The following is a 19395-nucleotide window of genomic DNA, read 5'->3' on the forward strand; positions in this document are numbered from 1 at the left end:
GGTTCCATGCAGAAGCGGATCGTGGCGTCAGAGTTCCTCGGCACCGTGCTGCTGGTGTTCTTCGCCGTGGGGTCCGCGGTGGTCGCCGTCGACTACCTCGGCACGGTGGGCATCGCCCTCACCTTCGGCTTCACCCTCCTCGCGCTGGCCTACGCGCTCGGCCCGATCTCCGGCTGCCACGTCAACCCCGCGGTCACGCTGGGCATGTATATGGCGGGCCGGATCGGCATCCGTACGGCCGTCGAGCGCTGGGTGGCCCAGTTCCTCGGAGCGGTCGTCGGCGCCGCCCTGCTGTTCCTGCTGGCGAAGCAGATCCCGGGACTGGAGACGAGCGGCGAGTTCGGCACCAACGGCTACGGAGACCGGTCGGCCGTCGGCATCAACATCGGCGGCGCGTTCCTCGCCGAGGTGGTCCTGACGTTCCTGCTCGTCTACGTGGTCCTCGCGGTGACCCACAAGGTGGCGGTCACCGGCTTCGACGGGCTGCCCATCGGTCTGGCGCTCGCCGCGATCCACCTGGTGGGCATCCCGCTGACCGGCACGTCGGTCAACCCGGCGCGCAGCTTCGGCCCGGCGCTCTTCGCGGGCGGCGCGGCCCTCTCCCAGCTCTGGCTGTTCCTCGTCGCGCCCGTGGTCGGCGGAGCGATCGCCGCCTACGTCCACCGGCTCACCCACCCCTGCCCCAACCTCCTGCCCGCGGAGACCGAGGACGCCATCTGACGAACCCGCCCCGGGCCGCACCCATGCGGAAGCCCGCCGCCCCACGGGGGGACGGCGGGCTTCTGGCGTACGGGAAAGGGGGCGGCGGTCAGCCGTAGACGGGACCGGTGTACTTCTCGCCGGGGCCGTGGCCGGGCTCGTCCGGCACCAGCGACGCCTCGCGGAAGGCGAGCTGGAGGGACTTCAGGCCGTCGCGCAGCGGGGAGGCGTGGAAGGTGCTGATCTCCGTGGCGCTCGCGTCCAGCAGTCCGGCCAGCGCCTGGACCAGCTTGCGGGCCTCGTCGAGGTCCTTGTGCTCCTCGCCCTCCTCGGTGAGGCCGAGCTTCACGGCGGCTGCGCTCATCAGGTTGACGGCGACCGTCACGATCACCTCGACCGCGGGGACCTCCGCGATGTCGCGGGCCATGTCGTCGAAGCCGGGGTTCTCACTGCTGGGGGTCGCGTCACTCATGCCCACACGATAAGGCCAGGCCACCGCCCTCCCGCGCGCGGGAGCCGCTTCGGGACCCGCCGGGGCCAAGAGGGGGACGATGGCGGGGAGACGCGGGATTAGCGCCCCCGGGGCCGGGCTGCTAACCTTGTGTAACGACCGGCCGGACATCTATGTGCCCGGCCCACAAGTGGAGGCTCCGATCTCCCACCTGACCGTCCTCATCGGACGGCGGGTCACCGGTCAGACGGTCCCCATCGTTCCGTACGGACGATGGAGCCGTCCGATGCGCCCCGCGGTTGACCGCGGCGGTGTTCCGGTAGTTCCTGGAGCCCCGCCTGTGTCCCGTCCGGGGCATTTTTGCGCTCCCGGCTCGGTTGGTCTTGACGTTATAAGACGTTACGCGGCTGTCCGCCAGGCGGTCGCGTGGTGCTACCGAGGAGGATCCATCAGCGCCGAGCCCCGCATCAACGACCGGATTCGCGTTCCCGAGGTCCGACTTGTCGGTCCCAGTGGCGAGCAGGTCGGGATTGTTCCGCTTGCCAAAGCCCTGGAACTCGCACAGGAGTATGACCTCGACCTGGTCGAGGTGGCGGCGACAGCCCGTCCGCCCGTGTGCAAGCTCATGGACTACGGGAAGTTCAAGTACGAGTCGGCCATGAAGGCCCGTGAGGCGCGCAAGAACCAGGCGCACACGGTCATCAAGGAGATGAAGCTCCGGCCGAAGATCGACCCGCACGACTATGACACCAAGAAGGGTCACGTCGTCCGGTTCCTCAAGCAGGGCGACAAGGTCAAGATCACGATCATGTTCCGTGGTCGTGAGCAGTCCCGCCCCGAGCTGGGCTTCCGACTGCTCCAGCGTCTGGCTTCGGACGTGGAGGACCTGGGCTTCATCGAGTCCAACCCGAAGCAGGACGGCCGGAACATGATCATGGTTCTGGGCCCGCACAAGAAGAAGACCGAAGCCATGGCCGAGGCCCGTGAGGCCCAGGCCGCCCGCAAGGCCGAGCGTCAGGGCACGACCGACGCGCCGACCGAGGGCGACACCGCCGAGGCTCCGGCCGAAGCGGTCGAGGCTCCGGCCGAGACACCTTCCGAGGCGTGACCTCAGGGGCTGCCATCCAGGCGGCCCCCGGGTCCCCCCGGAATCCCATAGAGATCTGACGCCCCTGCAGTCCGGTGCCCCGCACCGTGAGGGGCGCCACTGACGAGGAGAGAACGGCGCGATGCCGAAGAACAAGACGCACAGCGGTGCCAGCAAGCGCTTCAAGATCACCGGCTCCGGCAAGGTGCTCCGCGAGAGGGCCGGCAAGCGCCACCTTCTCGAGCACAAGTCGTCCAAGAAGACCCGCTCGCTGACCGGCACGGTCGTCGTGGCTCCGGCCGACGCCAAGAAGATCAAGAAGCTTCTCGGCAAGTGAGGCTCGGCCTCCGGCTCGCCCCGGAGGCACGACCTCGATCACACCGGGACCAATTCGTTTCCGGGCCGTGTGAGGACACCCACGGCCCCGCTACAAGGAGTTAACAAGTGGCACGCGTCAAGCGGGCAGTCAACGCCCACAAGAAGCGCCGGGCAATTCTCGAGGCGGCCAAGGGCTACCGCGGGCAGCGTTCGCGTCTGTACCGCAAGGCCAAGGAGCAGGTCACCCACTCCCTGGTCTACAACTACAACGACCGCAAGAAGCGCAAGGGCGACTTCCGTCAGCTGTGGATCCAGCGCATCAACGCCGCTGCCCGCCAGAACGGCATGACGTACAACCGCCTCATCCAGGGTCTGAAGGCCGCCAACATCGAGGTGGACCGCAAGATCCTGGCCGAGCTCGCGGTCAACGACGCCAACGCGTTCGCCGCCCTCGTCGAGGTCGCTCAGAAGGCCCTCCCGAGCGACGTCAACGCCCCGAAGGCCGCCTGATCCAGGCACCCCCTTCCAGGTAAGCGAACCGGACCCGCAGGCGCACGCCGCCTGCGGGTCCGGTGCGTTGGCCCGCCGACCCACCCGCCGACGACACCCCACACCGCCACAGCCGTACGCAGAGAGGCTCGCCGCCGACCATGGGCACCCCCGAACTGATCTCCCCGCGTTCCCCCCGCGTCGCCGCCGCCCGCCGGCTGGCTCGCCGCAACTTCCGGGGCAAGGAGCGCAGGTTCATCGCCGAGGGGCCCCAGGCCGTACGCGAGGCCGCCGCCCACCGGGGCGGTGACGGCGAGCCGACGCTCATCGAGCTGTTCGCCACGCCCGAGGCCGCCGACCGGTACGCCGACATCGTCGAGGCGGCCCACACCGCGGGCGCCCGGGTGCACCTGGCCGACGATGACGTCCTCGCCGACGTCTCGCAGACCGTCACCCCGCAGGGCCTCATCGGCGTCTGCCGCTTCCTGGACACCCCGTTCCAGGAGATCCTCGCCGCGAAACCCACCCTGGTGGCCGTTCTGGCCAACGTGCGGGACCCCGGGAACGCCGGGACGGTACTGCGCTGCGCGGACGCGGCCGGCGCGGACGCGGTGATCCTGACCGACGCCTCGGTCGACCTCTACAACCCCAAGTCCGTACGGGCCTCGGCCGGTTCGCTCTACCACCTGCCAGTCGCCGTCGGCGTCCCCGTCGAACAGGCCGTGCAGGGCCTGAGGGACGCCGGGGTGCGCATCCTCGCCGCCGACGGGGCCGGGGCCGACGACCTGGACGACGAGCTGGACGCGGGCACCATGGGCACCCCCACCGCCTGGGTCTTCGGCAACGAGGCCTGGGGGCTCCCCGAGGAGACCCGCGCGCTCGCCGACGCCGTCGTCCGCGTCCCCATCCACGGCAAGGCGGAGAGCCTCAACCTCGCCACCGCCGCCGCCGTCTGCCTGTACGCCTCCGCCCGCGCGCAGCGTCCCCGGCGCACCTCCGACGCGTAACACGGCACCGCTCCGACGGCCCGTCAGCACACGATCCCAGCCATTCCCGCGCCCCTCCCGCCGGCGCACTCCTCTCCGCGCCCCCACAGGGTGTCGCCGGTTCGCCACCGCCTAGTAGGGTGACGAACTCGGGGGCCCACTGCACCGGTTCGAGAGGTGGGGATACGGGAAGATGGCTGTCGGCATGAGCTCGCCGCGACCGGCGCACACCACCGCGGCACGCGCTGCGGAAGAGGAGCCGGACGGGTCGGCGGCCGGTGCGGACGACCTCGGCGCCGGCCTCGGCCAGGCAGCACCCGGCATCGACCCGGACGACCTTCCCGACGGTCTCGTCGTCGCCGACGCGAGCGGGCGCGTCGTCTGCTTCAACGCCGCCGCCGCCCGCATCACCGCCACCCCCCGCGCCGACGCCATCGGGCGCCCCTGGATGTCGCCCTCCCGCTGGAGGACCTCAAGGGGAAGCGCTGGTGGGAGCTGACCGACCCGTACGGCGGACTCGCCACCCGCAAGGCACAGCCCGAGCGCAACCTGCTGCTGCCCGGCGGCCGTGAGGTGCTGGTCTCCGCCCGTTACGTACGCGAGCACGCGCTCGGCCCGGTGCGACGGGTCGTGGTCTCGCTGCGGGGCACCGAGGCCCGCCGGCGTACCGAACGCAGCCACGCCGAGCTGATCGCCACCGTCGCCCACGAACTGCGCTCCCCGCTGACCTCCGTCAAGGGGTTCACCGCCACGCTGCTCGCCAAGTGGGAACGTTTCACCGACGACCAGAAGCGGCTGATGCTGGAGACCGTCGACGCGGACGCCGGCCGGGTCACCCGGCTCATCGCCGAACTGCTCGACATCTCCCGCATCGACTCCGGCCGGCTGGAGCTGCGCCGCCAGCCCGTCGACGTCTCCGCCGCTGTGGCACGGCACATCCAGGCGCTCATCACGGGCGGCCAGGCACCCGACCGCTTCCGGGTCCGGGCCCGGGGGCCCCTGCCCGCCCTGTGGGCCGATCCCGACAAGGTCGACCAGGTCCTCGGCAACCTCCTGGAAAACGCGGTGCGCCACGGCGAGGGAACCGTCACCATTGAGATCGCCCCGGCACCCGCGCCGGGGGCGGACGACGAGACGGGAACGGCTGTCACCGTGAGCGACGAGGGCCCCGGCATCCCCGAGGAGTCGATGGGCCGTGTCTTCACCCGCTTCTGGCGGGGGAGCAAGCGGGGCGGCACGGGCCTGGGCCTCTACATCGTCAAGGGCATCGTCGAGGCCCACGGCGGCACCATCACCGTCGACCGGGGGCCCGGCGGCGGGGCCGAGTTCCGATTTATTCTGCCTGTGAGCATGCCCGCCTATCTGAAGTAGAGGGGTTTGCGTAGCAATCAGGCAGGGTGGTGGTGGGCGACGGGAGGGCTGAGCGGCCCACAGGCTCCCCGACCGTCCTGCGGCCTTTAGACTCGACCTTTGGCACCTTTGCGTCCTCCAGTCGTCGAGCGGGGTCGCGCCATCAGCCAATCGGAAGCACGGGAAGAGATGTCGGCACCGAACAAGTCGTACGACCCAGTCGAGGTCGAGGCACTGAAACCGGAAGAGATCGAGCGCCTGCGGGACGAGGCGTTCGCCGCCTTCGCCGCCGCCGGCGACCTCGACGCGCTCGCCCAGGCGAAGACCGCGCACACCGGAGGTACCTCGCCGCTGTCCCTCGCCAACCGCGAGATCGGCGCCCTGCCCCCGCAGGCCAAGGCCGAGGCGGGCAAGCGCGTGGGCCAGGCCCGCGGTGCCGTCTCCAAGGCGCTCGCCGCCCGCCAGGCGGAGCTGGAGGCCGAGCGGGACGCCCGGGTGCTCGTCGAGGAGGCCGTGGACGTCACGCTGCCCTACGACCGCGTCCCGGCCGGCGCCCGCCACCCCCTGACGACCATCATGGAGCGCGTCGCGGACGTCTTCGTGGCCATGGGCTACGAGATCGCCGAGGGCCCCGAGGTCGAGGCGGAGTGGTTCAACTTCGACGCCCTGAACTTCGTGCCCGACCACCCGGCCCGCCAGATGCAGGACACCTTCTTCGTGCAGGGCGCCACGCCCGACGGGAAGGCGACCGAGGGCGACGAGTCCGGCGTCGTGCTGCGTACGCACACCTCCCCGGTCCAGGCCCGCTCGCTCCTGGAGCGCAAGCCCCCCGTCTACGTGGTCTGCCCCGGCCGGGTCTACCGCACCGACGAGCTCGACGCCACGCACACCCCGGTCTTCCACCAGATCGAGCTGCTCGCCGTCGACGAGGGCCTCACCATGGCCGACCTCAAGGGCACCCTCGACCACATGGTCCAGGCGCTCTTCGGACCGGACATGAAGACCCGGCTGCGGCCGAACTTCTTCCCGTTCACCGAGCCGTCCGCCGAGATGGACATGGTCTGCTACGTCTGCCGCGGCGCGTCCGTCGGCAACCCGGACCGCCCCTGCCGCACCTGCGGCAGCGAGGGCTGGATCGAGCTCGGCGGCTGCGGCATGGTCAACCCCAAGGTGCTCGTCGCCTGCGGCGTCGACCCCCAGAAGTACAGCGGATTCGCCTTCGGGTTCGGCATCGAACGGATGCTGATGTTCCGCCACAACGTCGAAGACATGCGAGACATGGTCGAGGGCGACGTCCGGTTCACCCGGCCGTTCGGGATGGAGATCTGATGCGCGTCCCGCTTTCCTGGCTGCGGGAGTACGTAGACCTGCCGGCGACGGAGACCGGCCGTGACGTACAGGCCAAGCTCGTCTCCGTGGGCCTCGAGGTCGAGACCGTCGAGCAGATCGGCGCGGGCCTCAAGGGCCCCCTGGTCGTCGGCAAGGTCCTGACCATCGAGGAGCTGGAGGGGTTCAAGAAGCCCATCCGTTTCTGCACGGTCGACGTCGGCACCGCCAACGGCACCGGCGAACCGCAGGAGATCGTCTGCGGCGCCCGTAACTTCTCGGTCGGCGACAAGGTCGTCGTGGTCCTCCCGGGCGCGGTCCTGCCCGGTGACTTCGCGATCGCCGCCCGCAAGACGTACGGCAAGACCTCGCACGGAATGATCTGCTCCACCGACGAGCTCGGCATGGGCGACGACGGCACGCACGGCATCATCGTGCTGCCGCCGGAGCACGAGGTCGGCACCGACGCGATCGAGCTGCTCCAGCTCGTCGACGAGGTCCTCGACATCGCCGTCACCCCGGACCGCGGCTACTGCCTCTCGATGCGCGGTGTCGCCCGGGAGACCGCCATCGCGTACGGGCTGCCGCTGCGCGACCCGGCGCTGCTGGACGTGCCCGCGCCGAACGCGTACGGCTACCCGGTCAAGATCAGCGACCCGATCGGCTGCGACCGCTTCACCGCGCGCACCGTCACCGGTCTCCAGCCGGAGGCCCGCTCCCCGATCTGGATGCGCCGCCGCCTCCAGAAGGCCGGGATGCGGCCGATCTCGCTGGCCGTCGACATCACCAACTACGTGATGCTGGAGCTCGGCCAGCCCTTGCACGCCTACGACCGCACCCGGGTCGAGGGGCCGATCGGCGTGCGCCGCGCCGCGCAGGGCGAGAAGCTCACCACGCTGGACGGCACCGTGCGCGTGCTGGACGCCGAGGACCTCGTCATCACCGACGACCGCGGGCCCATCGGCCTCGCGGGAGTCATGGGCGGGGCCAACACCGAGATCGCCGACGCGGACGGCGAGCACGCCCTCACCACCGAGGTCGTCATCGAGGCCGCGCACTTCGACGCGATCTCGATCGCCCGCACCGCGCGCCGCCACAAGCTGTCCTCCGAGGCGTCCAAGCGCTTCGAGCGTGGCGTCGACCCGCAGGCCGCCGCCGCTGCCGCGCAGCGCACGGTGGATCTGCTGGTCCTCCTCGCGGGCGGCACCGCCGAGGCCGGGGTCACCGAGATCACCGCCCCGTCCGCGCCGCGCACCATCGCGATGCCCGCCGACCACCCGGACCGGGTCGCCGGTATGGGGTACGGCCGGGAGACCGTCGTCCGCCGCCTCCAGCAGGTCGGCTGCGACGTCTACGGGCAGGACGAGCTGATCGTCACCGTCCCGTCCTGGCGGCCCGACCTGAACGAGCCGAACGACCTGGCCGAAGAGGTCATCCGGCTGGAGGGCTACGAGAACCTCCCCTCCACGCTGCCGACGCCCCCCTCCGGGCGCGGTCTCACCGACCGCCAGCGGCTGCACCGTCGCATCGGCCGGGTGCTGGCCGGAGCCGGTTACGTCGAGGCGCTGAGCTACCCGTTCATCGGCGACGCGGTCCTGGACCAGCTCGGCCTGGAGGCCGGCGACGCCCGCCGCCGCACGGTCAAGCTCGTCAACCCGATCTCCGACGAGGAGCCGGCGCTGCGCACCACGCTGCTGCCGGGCCTCCTCGGCGCCCTGCGGCGCAACGACGGTCGCGGCAGCCACGACCTGGCGCTCTTCGAGACGGGCCTGGTCTTCAGGCCGACCGGCGAGGAGACGGCCGCCGTCCGGCTGCCCGTCGACCGCCGTCCCACGGACGAGGAGATCGCCGGTCTGAACGCGGCTCTGCCGCGCCAGCCGCGCCGCGCCGCCGTCGTCCTCGCGGGCGCCCGCGAGCAGTCCGGCTGGTGGGGCAAGGGCACCCCGGCGACCTGGGCGGACGCCGTCGAGGCCGCCCGGTCCATCGCCGCCGAGGCCGGTGTGGAGGTCATCGTCCGCGCCGACCAGCACGCCCCGTGGCACCCGGGCCGCTGCGCCGCGCTGTACGTCACCGTGAACGGCGAGGAGACCCTCTTCGGACACGCGGGCGAACTGCACCCGCGCGTCATCAAGGCGCTCCACCTGCCCGAGCGGACCTGCGCCGCCGAGGTCGAGCTGGACGTCCTGGAGCAGGCCGTCGACGGAGCGCTCCAGGCGCCCCGGATCTCCACCTTCCCGGTGGCGACCCAGGACGTCGCGCTCGTCGTCGCCGGGGACGTACCGGCCGCGGACGTGGAGCGGGCCCTGCGCGAGGGCGCGGGTGAACTCCTCGAATCGCTGCGGCTGTTCGACGTCTTCACCGGTGAGCAGATCGGCGGGGGCAACAAGTCCCTGGCGTACGCGCTGCGCTTCCGCGCCGCCGACCGCACCCTGACCGTCGAGGAGGCGTCCGCCGCCCGCGACAGCGCGGTGGCCCTGGCCGCCGAGCGCACGGGCGCGGTGCTGCGCGGCGCGTAGCCCGTGCCGCGGCGTTGAGAAGGGGCGTATCCGGCCACCGGATACGCCCCTTCTCCATCCCGCCGAGCGACGGAGGGACCACACGCCGGAGCCGGAGCCGGAACCGGGAGGAACGCGGTTCCGATGTCCGTTCCGCAGCCACCCTCCTTCGTCGTCGGTCAGTGGGCCGTGCGGTCCGAGCGCCGTCCGCGCTGCCTCGGAGTGTCGGGCAGGTCAGCAGCGCGGACGGCGCGGGTGCGGGTCGTAGGCCGTTACGAGGGGGAGCCGACGACCCGGCCGCCTCTTGCGAGGGAGCTCATTCAACCGAGCCCGGGACCCGCGCGGCAGAGCGCACAGCAGGAGGGTTCGGGCATTCCGTTCACACCCCGTGTGAATCGTGCTCCACTAGGCTCATCGCGACACCCACCTGGGGGGACGATGGAGCCCAATGTCCTGCTCGAAGCCCTGATCGAGGAGGCCGGTGTGTCCCGCGCGGGCCTCGCCGGTCACGTCAACCGGGCGGGCCTGACCCGTGGGCTGAGCCTGCGGTACGAACACACGGCGGTCTCCCGCTGGCTCAAGGGCCAGCGCCCGCGGGGGCAGGCGCCCGACCTGATCTGCGAGGTGCTGGCCGGCCGGCTGGGGCGGCCCGTAGGGCTCGACGACGTCGGGATGGGCGCGTCGGCCGCTTCCGCCGGGGCGGACGCCGGCGCCGGGAGCGGATCCCTCTGCGGGTTCGTCGAGCGGGCCACCGCCCTGTGGCGCTCCGACGAACAGCAGCGCCCGCACCTGGCCACCGTGCCCGCCGTCACCGGCACGCCGGCGGTGATGCCGGTCTGGGAGTGGGAGAACCCCCCGGAGGACACCGACGTCTCGCGGCCGGGACCGGGCCGGGTCAGCGCGGCCGACATAGCGATGCTCAAGTCGGCCCGCGACCACTACGAGCAGATGTACCGCAAGACGGGCGGCCTCGCGACCAGATCCCGGATCGTCCGCTTCCTCAACGCCGAGGCCGCACCGCTGCTGCGCGGCGGCTACAGCGACGCCCTGGGCCGGAGCCTGCACCGGGCGACGGCGGGACTCGTGGCGGTGGCGGGCATCTGCGCCTACGACTCCGACGCCCACGGACTCGCCCAGCGCTACTTCCACCAGGCGCTGCGGCTCGCCAAGTCCAGCGGGGACCGGGGGCTGGGTGGCTATGTGATCGCGCTGCTGGTCACCCAGTCGCTGTTCCTCGGCGACTACCGCCGCTCCATCGCCTTCGCCGAGGCCGCGCTGCGGGCCGCCGGCGGTCACATCACCCCCGCCCTCGCCGCCGATCTGCACGCCATGCAGGCCAAGGCGTACGCCCGGCTGGGCGACGCGGCGAGCGCCCGGGCCTGCATCGGGCGGGCCGAGGAACAGGCGGGCAGGATCCACACCGGCCGGGAGCCGGACGAGACCGGATACGTCCAGCCGGGCCTGGTCGATGTCCAGGTGGCCGAGGCGCTGCTCGGTCTCGGGGACCTGCCCGCCGCCCGGGAGCACGCGGCCTCCGCCGTGCGCGCCCCGGCGCACGACCGGGGGCGCGTGCACCGTCTCGCGATGCTCAGTCATATCGAGCTGCTTCAGGGCGAGGCCGACCGCGCGGCCGGTACAGCTGCCGAAATGGCGATGAGGGCCCGGGGAATGGAGTCCCAGCGCCTCCGCGACCGGCTGCGGGAGATCCGGCGCGAACTGGCCGCGAGCGGCTGCTCCGACGCGGTGGGGACCACCGACCTCATCGACGAGGCGCTCCGCGTGCCTCTGTGAGCTCTGCCGACGCCCCGCCGTTCGCTCCCCGTGACAGCCGAGCCTGCTGACATGTTGACCCCAACATGTCGAAAGGCGGCAGAACCGTGCAGTGGACGAACTTGAGCGAACGGAATGTGTATCAGAACCCGTGGTTCCGGGTGAATCTGGCGGACGTCCAGCTCCCCGACGGCAGTCACCTCGACCACTTCGTCATCCGGCTGCGCCCCGTCGCGGCCGCCACCGTCGTCAACGAGGCGAACGAGGTACTGCTGCTCTGGCGGCACCGGTTCATCACCGACAGCTGGGGGTGGGAACTGGCCGCGGGCGTCGTCGAGGACGGCGAGGACATCGCGGTGGCGGCGGCCCGCGAGATGGAGGAGGAGACCGGCTGGCGTCCCGGCGAGCTGCGCCCGCTGCTCACCGTGGAACCGTCGAACGGCCTCACCGACGCCCGCCACCACCTCTTCTGGTCCGACGAGGCGCACTGGACCGGACAACCCAAGGACGCCTTCGAGTCCTCGCGCCGCGAGTGGATACCGCTCAAGGTGGTCCCGGACATGATCGCCCGGGGCGAGGTGCCCGCCGCGAACATGGCGGCCGCCCTGCTGATGCTGCACCACCTGAGACTGGGCTGACCCGGCCGGGCGCGAGAGCTCCGTACGCGCGAGGAGCCGGCCACGGGGGCGACCGGGACCGGCTCCTCGACAGCGCATCGCGTGTGCGGACTCCGGGAGCTCATCGAGCCGTGTGCACGGCGCCTCCCCGCGGTTCCCCGCTTGTGCCTACTGCGGGCCGATGATTCGCCGCGTACCAAGTAGTCAGCCACTTGCATACGGCACCCACTGCGGCTGGTGGCTCCAGCCGTTTCGTGCCCCCTGCCCGGTCCGCCCAGCCCGACCGGGAACAGCATCCGACCCCTAAGCTCCGCGAACAGCCCGCGACCGCTGGGCGATGAGCAGTCCCAGGCCGTCCAGGATGCGGTCCAGGCCGAACTCCAGTGCCTGGTCCCTCCCTCCCTCCACGGCCGCCGCGGCCAGCGCGGCGGTGAGGGCGGGGTAGCGCTCGCCGTGAGCCCGCATCAGCTCCACGAGCGTGTCGCTGAGCTGCGCCTCGGGGTGGCCGGCCGGCCCTGCCGCCCGTGCCTGCTGGGCGATCCCGCGAACGTGGCCGGACACCAGGACGACCGCGTCCATCCGCTCGGCGCCGGAAAGGCCGGTGCCCTCGAGCGCCGCGAGGGCCTGCTCCATCCAGGCGAGTTCCCTGGGCCCCATGACTCTCGGGCCGACCGTGGCGTCCAGCAGCCAGGGGTGCCGGTGAAAGACGGTGACCAGGCGGCGGGCCCAGCCGCCCAGCTCCTCCCGCCAGTCGTAGGGCGGGCCGCTCGCCGGTGGGGCTTCGCCGATCGCGGCCTCGACCATCAGGGCGACCAGCTCGGCCTTGCCGGGCACGTACCGGTAGAGGGCCATCTTGGTGACATCGAGCAGCGCGGCAACCCGTTGCATGGACACCGCGCCCAGTCCCTCCGCGTCGGCGATCTCGGCCCCGGCCCCTGCGATGCGGTCCAGGCTGAGCGCCGGCCTGGGACCACGCGAGGACTTCGGGTGCGGGCCCCAGAGCAGCCGCACCATCGGGCTCCGTTCGTCGCTCATCGCTCCGCTCCCGTCTTCCGGTCTTGCGGCTCATCAAAACTGTGTCTACGGTACACACCAATAATTAGCGTCCGCCGGACACAGTTTTAAGGGAGTGACATCCATGAGCAAGAGCGTCCTCATCTCCGGTGCCGGCATCGCGGGGCCGGCGCTGGCCTACTGGCTCGGCCACTACGGGTTCGAGCCCACGGTGGTGGAGCTGGCACCAGCACTGCGCGACGGAGGCCAGGCCGTCGACTTCCGGGGAGAGACCCATCTGACCGTGCTGGAACGCATGGGTGTGCTCGAGAAGCTGCGCGCCATCCAGACCGGCGGCAGCGCGATGCGCTTCGTCGACGAGCAGGGCCGACAGCTCCTGCGCCTGCCGCCCGAGTTCGCCGGTGGCGAGGTGGAGGTGCTCCGGGGCGACCTGACCCGGGTGCTGTACGAGCACAGCCTCCCGCACGCCGAGTACGTCTTCGGCGACTCCATCACCGGCCTCACCGAAAGCGCCGCGGGCGTACATGCCGCCTTCCGGCACGGCGCGTCCCGGCGGTTCGACCTCGTGATCGGCGCGGACGGGCTGCACTCCAACGTGCGCCGGATCGCCTTCGGACCCGAGGTGAGGTTCGTCCGCCATCTCGGCTACTACGCAGCCACCTGGCAGCTGCCCAACGACGGAGGTTTCGGACGGGGTTCGGTCGGCTACAACGCGCCAGGCCGCCTCGCGAGCGTCGGCTGCGACCACCGGGACGCAGCGCGGGCCGGCGCTTTCCTCGTCTTCGCGTCCCCTCGGCTCACCTATGACCGCCACGATCCGGAGCAGCAGAAAACCCTGATCCACCAGGCGTTCGCCGGACTCGGCTGGGAAGTGCCACGGCTCCTCGCGTCCCTCCGGCAGGCCCCGGAGATCTACTTCGACTCGATCAGCCGGGCAGACGTCGACACCTGGTCCACGGGGCGCATCGGCCTCGTCGGGGACGCCGCGTGCGGCGCGACCATCGGCGGCATGGGCACCGGAACCGGCATGGTCGCTGCCTACGTGCTGGCCGGCGAACTCGCACGATCCAACGGCGACCACCGAACTGCCTTCACCCGGTACGAGAACGCGATGCGCGCCTACGCCCAGGGCTGCCAGAGGGGCGGCGAGCGCACCGGGAAGTTCCTTGCCCCCACCACCCGGAGCGGCATTCGTATCCGCAACGGCCTGCTGAGCCGACGCTCGTTCCTCGACCTGATGCTCAAGGCGGGGCAGAAGGTCAGCACAGTCACCCTGCCCGACTACCGAACCGAGCTCAGCCGGCTCAGCGCGTGACTGCGGAGGCCACCGTCACCGCAGGCGGTGATCAGCGTAGGCCCGAGGTCTGAATCGCGGCGTCGGTCCGGCAGCGGGAGACGCGGCTTCTCGGGCTGCACACGGCTCCGACCTCGGGCAACGTGACCTGACAGGACCGGCGGCATCGGTGCCGGTCCCGCCAGCAGGACGCTCAGTAGGCGTAGAACCCCGACCCCGTCTTGCGGCCGAGTCGGCCCGCGTCGACCATGCGCTGGAGCAGCGGGGGAGCGGCGTACAGCGGCTCCTTGTACTCGGCGTACATCGAGTCCGCGACCGAGGCCACGGTGTCCAGGCCGATCAGATCGGCCAGCTTGAGCGGACCCATCGGGTGGGCGCAGCCCATCTCCATGCCGTTGTCGATGTCCTCGCGGCTGGCGATGCCCGACTCGAACATCCGGATCGCGGAGAGGAGGTAGGGGATCAGCAGCGCGTTCACGACGAAGCCGGACCGGTCCTGGGCGCGGATCGGGTGCTTGCCGAGCACGTCCTGCACGACGGCCTCGGCGCGGGCGATCGTCTCGTCCGATGTGGTCAGGGCCGGGATCAGCTCGACGAGCTTCTGCACCGGGGCCGGGTTGAAGAAGTGGATGCCGATGACCCGGTCCGGGCGCGAGGTGGCGACGGCCAGCTTCACCAGCGGGATCGAGGAGGTGTTGGAGGACAAAATCGCGTCCTGCCGGGTCACCACCTGGTCGAGCACCTGGAAGATCTCGGTCTTGACCTGCTCGTTCTCCACGACGGCCTCGATGACGAGATCGCGGTCGGCGAACTCCCCGAGGTCGGTCGTGAAGCTCAGCCGGCCGAGGGTCTCGTCCCGCTCCTCCGCGCTGATCTTGCCGCGCTCGGCGGCCTTCGAGAGGGAGTTGTACAGACGGGTGCGGCCGATCTCCAGCGCTTCGCCGGTGGTCTCGGCGACCTTCACTTCGAGGCCGCTGCGCGCGCACACCTCCGCGATACCCGCGCCCATCTGGCCACAGCCCACCACTCCGACGCGTGCAATGTCGGCCATAGAGTCCGTCACCTCGTGCCTTTCGCTGTTCTCCGTATCGCAGGGTCCCGTGTGATTCCGGTGCCCGCCTCGACCCCACGACGTTACTCCGAATGCCGATGCGGACGTCCCGCGGGTCATGGCGGCCACGGATGGGAATGATGCGGTTACGTAGAGCTATCGACGTTGGAGCGGGACATGGTGGAGAGAGGCGGGCCAAGATGAGGCGAACGGGAGTGGCGAGGAGGGCGTTCGTGCTGGGTGCGGCCGGACTGCTGGCGGCGTTGACGTCGGCCGGTGACGCGGTCGCCTTTCCGGCGGGGAGGAGAAGGGGCGGCGGCGGACGGTTCGCGGCGCCGGGCCAGGTCCGCGGTATGTGGATCGCGACGGTCGCCAACATCGACTGGCCGTCCAAGCCGGGGCTCACGGCGGCGCGACAGGAGACCGAGCTGCTCGCGTATCTGGACCGGGCGGTCGAGCTGCGGCTCAACGCGGTGGTGTTCCAGGTCCGGCCGACCGCCGACGCCCTGTGGCCCTCGCCGCACGAGCCGTGGGCCGCCTGCCTCACCGGGACCCAGGGGAAGGACCCGGGCTGGGACCCGCTCGGCACGGCGGTGCGCGCGGCGCACGACCGGAGCCTGGAGCTGCACGCCTGGTTCAACCCCTACCGGGTGGCGAACCACACCGACCCCACCCGCCTCATCGCCTCCCACCCGGCCCGGCGGAACCCGAGCTGGGTCGTGCCGTACGGCGGGAAGCTCTACTACAACCCCGGGCTGCCGGAGGTCCGCCGCTTCGTCCAGGACGCGATGCTGGACGCCGTGCGGCGCTACGACGTCGACGCGGTGCACTGGGACGACTACTTCTACCCGTATCCGGTGTCCGGTCAGACCTTCGACGACGACGCGGAGTTCGAGCGGTACGGCGGTGGCTTCGCCGACCGGGCGGCCTGGCGGCGCGACAACATCGACCGGCTCGTGCGCGAGACGGCGGAGCGGATCCGGCAGATCAAGCCCCACGTCCGCTTCGGCGTCAGCCCCTTCGCGGTCTGGCGCAACGCGGCGACCGACCCGCTGGGTTCGGACACCCGGGCGGGCGTGCAGACCTATGACGACCTGTACGCCGACACCCGCAAGTGGGTCAAGGAAGGGTGGATCGACTACATCTGCCCGCAGATCTACTGGCACATCGGCCAGACCGCCGCCGACTACGCCAAGGTCCTCGCCTGGTGGAGCCGGACCGTCCGGGGCACGGGCGTCGATCTGTACGTGGGCGAGGCGCTGTACAAGGCGGGTGACCCCGCGCAGGCGGATCCCTGGCAGGACCCGGCGGAGCTGTCCCGCCACCTCACCCTCGCCCGGGACCACGCGGAGGTGGGCGGCCACGTCTTCTTCTCGGGGAAGAGCGTGATGGCGGACCGGATCGGCGCGATGCGGCGCGTCGTGGCCGACCACTACACGGACCGGGTCCGGCTCTATCCGGACCGGGGCAGCACCTATCCGCACCACGGTCGCCCTTCGGCTGGGTGAGCCGGGACCCGGGACCCGGGTCCGGTCTCCGGCGGTGCGGTGGCCGGGCCGCCGGGGCCGCGCACGGCTGAGGCAGCGCATGAGCGGATGGCTGAGGGGCGTGCGGTGGCCGGGATCCGGGTGTGCGAGTCCCGGCCACCGCGCATCCTGCCGCTACCGCCCGTCCTTCGGCGCCTCTCTGTGCCGGACGACGCTGTCGGGGCCCGGTGACATCAGGTGTTCACGGCCGTCATCGAAGCGGAGCCGGTACGGGGGAGCGCCCCCGTCGCCGAGCACCTCGATGATCTCGGCGACCCGGTCGTGCTGTCCCACGGTCCTGCCGTGCATCAGCAGCCGGTCGCCCGTGTGTGCCTCCATCGGGAGCGACCTCCTCACAGGGGGAGACGGTATCCGTGTCGACAAGTCTATGACCGTACGCGCCGGGATTCCCCCGCTGCGCCGCGGCCGGCCCGCTGGGTGGCGGCGATGCAGACCAGCACGGCCACCGCCGCCACCGGAGCCGCGGCGGACATCTCCTCGCCGAGCAGGAGGAAGGACCATACGAGCGTCAGCAGCGGCTGGGCGAGCTGGAGCTGACTGGCCCGGGCGACCCCGATCGCCGCCATGCCCCGGTACCAGACGTACAGCCCGAGGAAGGTCGACCCGGCGGCGACCCACACCAGGCCGAGGACGCCGTGGGCGTTCAGGTGCACGGGTTCGAGGGGCAGGGCCACCAGGGCGCCCGCCACCGCGAGCGGCAGGCACAGGACCAGGGCCCAGCCGATCACGTGCCATCCCGGCATCAGCCGGGCCAGCCGACCGCCCTCGGTATACCCGGCCGCGCATACGAGGAGCGCGCCGAACAGGTACAGGTCGCCGGTGGCGAGAGCCCCTCCGCTCTGCTGCACGGTGAAGGCGATCACCACGGCGGCCCCGGCGAGAGCCGCGGTCCAGAACGTGCGTGAAGGGCGCTCACCGGTGCGCAGGGACCCCAGCACCGCCGTGGTGAGCGGCAGTAGGCCCACGACCACGGCCGCGTGCGAGGTGGTGGAGGTCTGCAGCGCCAGCGTCGTCAGTAGCGGGAAGCCCACCACCACCCCGCCCCCGACGACCGCGAGGCCGGCCCAGTGCCGGCGTTCGGGCAGCGGGACGCGCGCGGCCAGCAGCACACTGCCCGCGATCAGGGCGGCGAGCACACTGCGCAGAGCGACCAGGGACCAGGGGCCGAAACTCTCCAGCCCCCAGGCGGTGGCCGGGAAGGTGAGCGAGAACGCCACCACGCCGAGCCCGGCGAGCACGGTGCCGCTCCGGCCGACCGATGTCCCCGGCGCGGGCCTGCTTCCCGACCCGTCCGCGGCCGAGGCAACGGCCGCTTCCGGCGGGATCGCCGCAGCGGTCCGAGAGGTGCCGACCGGCTCGGTAACCGCTATCGATGAAGGCGGGATAGCGCTATTGTCTGTTCTCATGCAAGAGCGTAGCAGCGTCGCCGAACTGGTCACTTCCCTGAAGGTTGACCTCAACCGCTACTCTCCCGGTGGAAAGCTGCCATCCAGTCGTGCGCTGGTCGAGCGGTTCCGGGTCAGCCCCGTGACCGTCTCCCGCGCCATCGCCCAGCTCGCCGCCGAGGGGCTCGTCGTCACCCGCCCCGGCTCCGGCGCCTTCCGGGCGCATCCCCGCGTCGCCCTGCCCGCTCCGGGCGACACGTCCTGGCAGGAGGTGTCGCTGAGCGGCGACGGCGGGCCCGAGGTGGTGCCGCGCACCGTGGACGCCTCCGGCGTGCTGGTCACCCTCGCCGCACCGCCGCCCGGCGTCATCGAGTTCAACGGCGGCTACCTCCACGCCTCCCTCCAGCCCGAACGTGCGCTCTCCGCGGCCCTGGCCCGCGCGGGCCGCAGACCCGGCGCCTGGGGCCGCCCCCCGACGGACGGACTGCCCGAACTGCGTTCCTGGTTCGCCCGCGAGATCGGCCCCGCCGTCTCCGGCACCGACGTCCTGATCACCGCGGGTGGCCAGAGCGCCCTGGCCACCGCGCTGCGCGCGCTCGCCCCGCCCGGTGCCCCGGTCCTCGTGGAGTCGCCCACCTACCCCGGGATGCTCGCCGCCGCCCGCGCCACCGGACTGCGACCCGTCCCCGTGCCGATGGACGCCGACGGGGTACGCCCCGATCTGCTCGCCGACGCCTTCCGAGCCACCGGCGCCCGGGTCTTCGTCACCCAGCCCCTCTTCCACAACCCCACCGGGACCACCCTGGCACCCGCCCGCCGCCCCGAGATCCTGGCCATCGCCCGCGCGGCCGGGGCGTTCGTGGTCGAGGACGACTTCGCCCGCCGGCTCGTCCACGACGACGCCGGACCGCTTCCGGCACCGCTGGCCGCCGACGATCCCGACGGCGTCGTCGTCCACGTCTGCTCGCTCACCAAGGTCACCTCGCCCAGCCTGCGGGTCGGGGCCCTGGCCGCCCGCGGGCCGGTGCTGGAGCGCCTGCGGGCCATCCAGGTCGTCGACAGCTTCTTCGTACCGCGGCCGCTCCAGGAAGCCGCGCTGGAACTCGTCGGCTCCCCGTCCTGGAGCCGTCACCTCGCCGCGGTCGCCACCGAGCTGAAGCACCGCCGGACGACCATGGCGGCGGCTCTCGGCGGCGAGCTGCCGGAACTCGCGCTGCCGCATCTTCCGGCGGGCGGCGGCAGCCTCTGGCTCCGGCTCCCGGGCGGCGGCCCGGGAGCGGCCACCGACGAGCCGGCCGTCGTCTCGGCCGCCCTGCGCGCCTCCGTCGCCATCGCCCCCGGACGGCCCTACTTCTGCGCCGAACCCCCGGCCGGCCACGTCCGCCTGAGCTTCGCCGCGGTCTCCGGGGCGGCCGAGATCGTGGAGGGCGTCCGGCGCCTCCGTACCGCCTTCGACGGGTTCCTGGGCGGCTGACCGCAGCGCCCCGCCGTGCGCGCCCTCTTGACCAAACAGGCG

General features: G+C 71.9%; 17 protein-coding genes and 1 pseudogene. 13 read left to right on the forward strand and 5 right to left on the reverse strand.

The genetic code is table 11. The annotated features are described in order from the left end of the window. Window positions 1-6 precede the first annotated feature (6 nt). On the forward strand, window positions 7-720 hold the full coding sequence (locus AC3CH1_RS30525; RefSeq protein WP_488465835.1) for an MIP family channel protein: 714 nt from the start codon (window positions 7-9) through the stop codon (window positions 718-720). An 88-nt stretch (window positions 721-808) separates the two neighbouring features. Here the strand turns inward: AC3CH1_RS30525 and AC3CH1_RS30530 are convergent, their stop codons facing one another. After that, a complete protein-coding gene (locus tag AC3CH1_RS30530) occupies window positions 809-1171 on the reverse strand; it encodes a DUF1844 domain-containing protein (RefSeq protein WP_018959482.1) in 363 nt (120 codons plus the stop codon). A 370-nt stretch (window positions 1172-1541) separates the two neighbouring features. On the opposite strand from AC3CH1_RS30530, the gene infC reads away from it, so the two are divergent. The 9 genes and pseudogenes from infC to AC3CH1_RS30575 all read left to right on the forward strand — a co-directional run bounded on the left by infC (window position 1542) and on the right by AC3CH1_RS30575 (window position 11609). Further along, window positions 1542-2258: a translation initiation factor IF-3 gene (gene infC / locus AC3CH1_RS30535; protein ID WP_397923159.1), complete on the forward strand. Its 717-nt coding sequence runs from the start codon at window positions 1542-1544 to the stop codon at window positions 2256-2258. 121 nt (window positions 2259-2379) lie between these two features. Beyond that, a complete protein-coding gene (rpmI, locus tag AC3CH1_RS30540; RefSeq protein ID WP_003970213.1) occupies window positions 2380-2574 on the forward strand; it encodes a 50S ribosomal protein L35 in 195 nt (64 codons plus the stop codon). 107 nt (window positions 2575-2681) lie between these two features. Then, window positions 2682-3065 carry a 50S ribosomal protein L20 gene (gene rplT, locus AC3CH1_RS30545; RefSeq protein ID WP_007457565.1) on the forward strand — a complete coding sequence of 128 codons (384 nt, stop codon included), beginning with the start codon at window positions 2682-2684 and terminating at the stop codon, window positions 3063-3065. 140 nt (window positions 3066-3205) lie between these two features. After that, window positions 3206-4051 (forward strand): TrmH family RNA methyltransferase, encoded by an 846-nt coding sequence (locus tag AC3CH1_RS30550; protein ID WP_488465836.1) that lies wholly within the window; start codon window positions 3206-3208, stop codon window positions 4049-4051. A gap of 172 nt (window positions 4052-4223) precedes the next feature. After that, a pseudogene (locus AC3CH1_RS30555) lies at window positions 4224-5401 on the forward strand (sensor histidine kinase). 168 nt (window positions 5402-5569) lie between these two features. Then, window positions 5570-6709: a phenylalanine--tRNA ligase subunit alpha gene (gene pheS, locus AC3CH1_RS30560; RefSeq protein ID WP_488465837.1), complete on the forward strand. Its 1140-nt coding sequence runs from the start codon at window positions 5570-5572 to the stop codon at window positions 6707-6709. Continuing rightward, window positions 6709-9222, forward strand: a complete 2514-nt coding sequence (gene pheT / locus AC3CH1_RS30565) for a phenylalanine--tRNA ligase subunit beta (protein ID WP_488465838.1) — start codon at window positions 6709-6711, stop codon at window positions 9220-9222. Before pheS ends, pheT begins: the two co-directional genes overlap by 1 nt. A 417-nt stretch (window positions 9223-9639) precedes the next feature. Beyond that, entirely contained in the window at window positions 9640-10992 is a 1353-nt protein-coding gene (locus AC3CH1_RS30570; RefSeq protein ID WP_488465839.1) for an NsdA family TPR-like regulatory protein, read from the forward strand. Between the two features lie 86 nt (window positions 10993-11078). Next, the gene (locus tag AC3CH1_RS30575) at window positions 11079-11609 is read left to right on the forward strand and encodes an NUDIX hydrolase (RefSeq protein WP_488465840.1); all 531 of its coding nucleotides are present in this window, start codon (window positions 11079-11081) and stop codon (window positions 11607-11609) included. 282 nt (window positions 11610-11891) lie between these two features. Here AC3CH1_RS30575 and AC3CH1_RS30580 read toward each other — a convergent pair whose 3' ends face one another. Then, a complete protein-coding gene (locus AC3CH1_RS30580; protein ID WP_488465841.1) occupies window positions 11892-12623 on the reverse strand; it encodes a TetR/AcrR family transcriptional regulator in 732 nt (243 codons plus the stop codon). Window positions 12624-12726: 103 nt separating this feature from the next. Here AC3CH1_RS30580 and AC3CH1_RS30585 point away from each other — a divergent pair, with 103 nt between their 5' ends. Continuing rightward, entirely contained in the window at window positions 12727-13917 is a 1191-nt protein-coding gene (locus AC3CH1_RS30585; protein ID WP_488465842.1) for an FAD-dependent monooxygenase, read from the forward strand. A gap of 172 nt (window positions 13918-14089) precedes the next feature. Here AC3CH1_RS30585 and AC3CH1_RS30590 read toward each other — a convergent pair whose 3' ends face one another. Then, a complete protein-coding gene (locus tag AC3CH1_RS30590; protein ID WP_488465843.1) occupies window positions 14090-14947 on the reverse strand; it encodes a 3-hydroxybutyryl-CoA dehydrogenase in 858 nt (285 codons plus the stop codon). A 200-nt stretch (window positions 14948-15147) separates the two neighbouring features. On the opposite strand from AC3CH1_RS30590, the gene AC3CH1_RS30595 reads away from it, so the two are divergent. Further along, on the forward strand, window positions 15148-16455 hold the full coding sequence (locus tag AC3CH1_RS30595) for a glycoside hydrolase family 10-like protein (protein ID WP_488465844.1): 1308 nt from the start codon (window positions 15148-15150) through the stop codon (window positions 16453-16455). 153 nt (window positions 16456-16608) lie between these two features. Here the strand turns inward: AC3CH1_RS30595 and AC3CH1_RS30600 are convergent, their stop codons facing one another. Together AC3CH1_RS30600 and AC3CH1_RS30605 are read right to left on the reverse strand one after the other, a co-directional pair. Next, entirely contained in the window at window positions 16609-16812 is a 204-nt protein-coding gene (locus AC3CH1_RS30600; RefSeq protein WP_488465845.1) for a DUF1918 domain-containing protein, read from the reverse strand. 47 nt (window positions 16813-16859) lie between these two features. Beyond that, window positions 16860-17900 carry a DMT family transporter gene (locus AC3CH1_RS30605; protein ID WP_488465846.1) on the reverse strand — a complete coding sequence of 347 codons (1041 nt, stop codon included), beginning with the start codon at window positions 17898-17900 and terminating at the stop codon, window positions 16860-16862. Here AC3CH1_RS30605 and AC3CH1_RS30610 point away from each other — a divergent pair. Continuing rightward, window positions 17899-19353 (forward strand): aminotransferase-like domain-containing protein, encoded by a 1455-nt coding sequence (locus tag AC3CH1_RS30610; protein ID WP_488465847.1) that lies wholly within the window; start codon window positions 17899-17901, stop codon window positions 19351-19353. The genes AC3CH1_RS30605 and AC3CH1_RS30610 overlap by 2 nt on opposite strands. Window positions 19354-19395 lie beyond the last annotated feature (42 nt).

The sequence above is a fragment of the Streptomyces sp. MGP-P1 genome (assembly GCF_057766565.1).

Bases quoted from the DNA above. Each gene is read 5' to 3' on its own strand.
- AC3CH1_RS30595 (WP_488465844.1), top strand. From the start codon at position 15,148: ATGAGGCGAACGGGAGTGGCGAGGAGGGCGTTCGTGCTGGGTGCGGCC.
- AC3CH1_RS30570 (WP_488465839.1), top strand. From the start codon at position 9,640: ATGGAGCCCAATGTCCTGCTCGAAGCCCTGATCGAGGAGGCCGGTGTG.
- AC3CH1_RS30530 (WP_018959482.1), bottom strand. From the start codon at position 1,171: ATGAGTGACGCGACCCCCAGCAGTGAGAACCCCGGCTTCGACGACATG.
- pheT (WP_488465838.1), top strand. From the start codon at position 6,709: ATGCGCGTCCCGCTTTCCTGGCTGCGGGAGTACGTAGACCTGCCGGCG.
- rpmI (WP_003970213.1), top strand. From the start codon at position 2,380: ATGCCGAAGAACAAGACGCACAGCGGTGCCAGCAAGCGCTTCAAGATC.
- AC3CH1_RS30550 (WP_488465836.1), top strand. From the start codon at position 3,206: ATGGGCACCCCCGAACTGATCTCCCCGCGTTCCCCCCGCGTCGCCGCC.
- AC3CH1_RS30605 (WP_488465846.1), bottom strand. From the start codon at position 17,900: ATGAGAACAGACAATAGCGCTATCCCGCCTTCATCGATAGCGGTTACC.
- AC3CH1_RS30580 (WP_488465841.1), bottom strand. From the start codon at position 12,623: ATGAGCGACGAACGGAGCCCGATGGTGCGGCTGCTCTGGGGCCCGCAC.
- AC3CH1_RS30525 (WP_488465835.1), top strand. From the start codon at position 7: ATGCAGAAGCGGATCGTGGCGTCAGAGTTCCTCGGCACCGTGCTGCTG.
- AC3CH1_RS30590 (WP_488465843.1), bottom strand. From the start codon at position 14,947: ATGGCCGACATTGCACGCGTCGGAGTGGTGGGCTGTGGCCAGATGGGC.
- AC3CH1_RS30610 (WP_488465847.1), top strand. From the start codon at position 17,899: ATGCAAGAGCGTAGCAGCGTCGCCGAACTGGTCACTTCCCTGAAGGTT.
- pheS (WP_488465837.1), top strand. From the start codon at position 5,570: ATGTCGGCACCGAACAAGTCGTACGACCCAGTCGAGGTCGAGGCACTG.
- AC3CH1_RS30585 (WP_488465842.1), top strand. From the start codon at position 12,727: ATGAGCAAGAGCGTCCTCATCTCCGGTGCCGGCATCGCGGGGCCGGCG.
- AC3CH1_RS30600 (WP_488465845.1), bottom strand. From the start codon at position 16,812: ATGGAGGCACACACGGGCGACCGGCTGCTGATGCACGGCAGGACCGTG.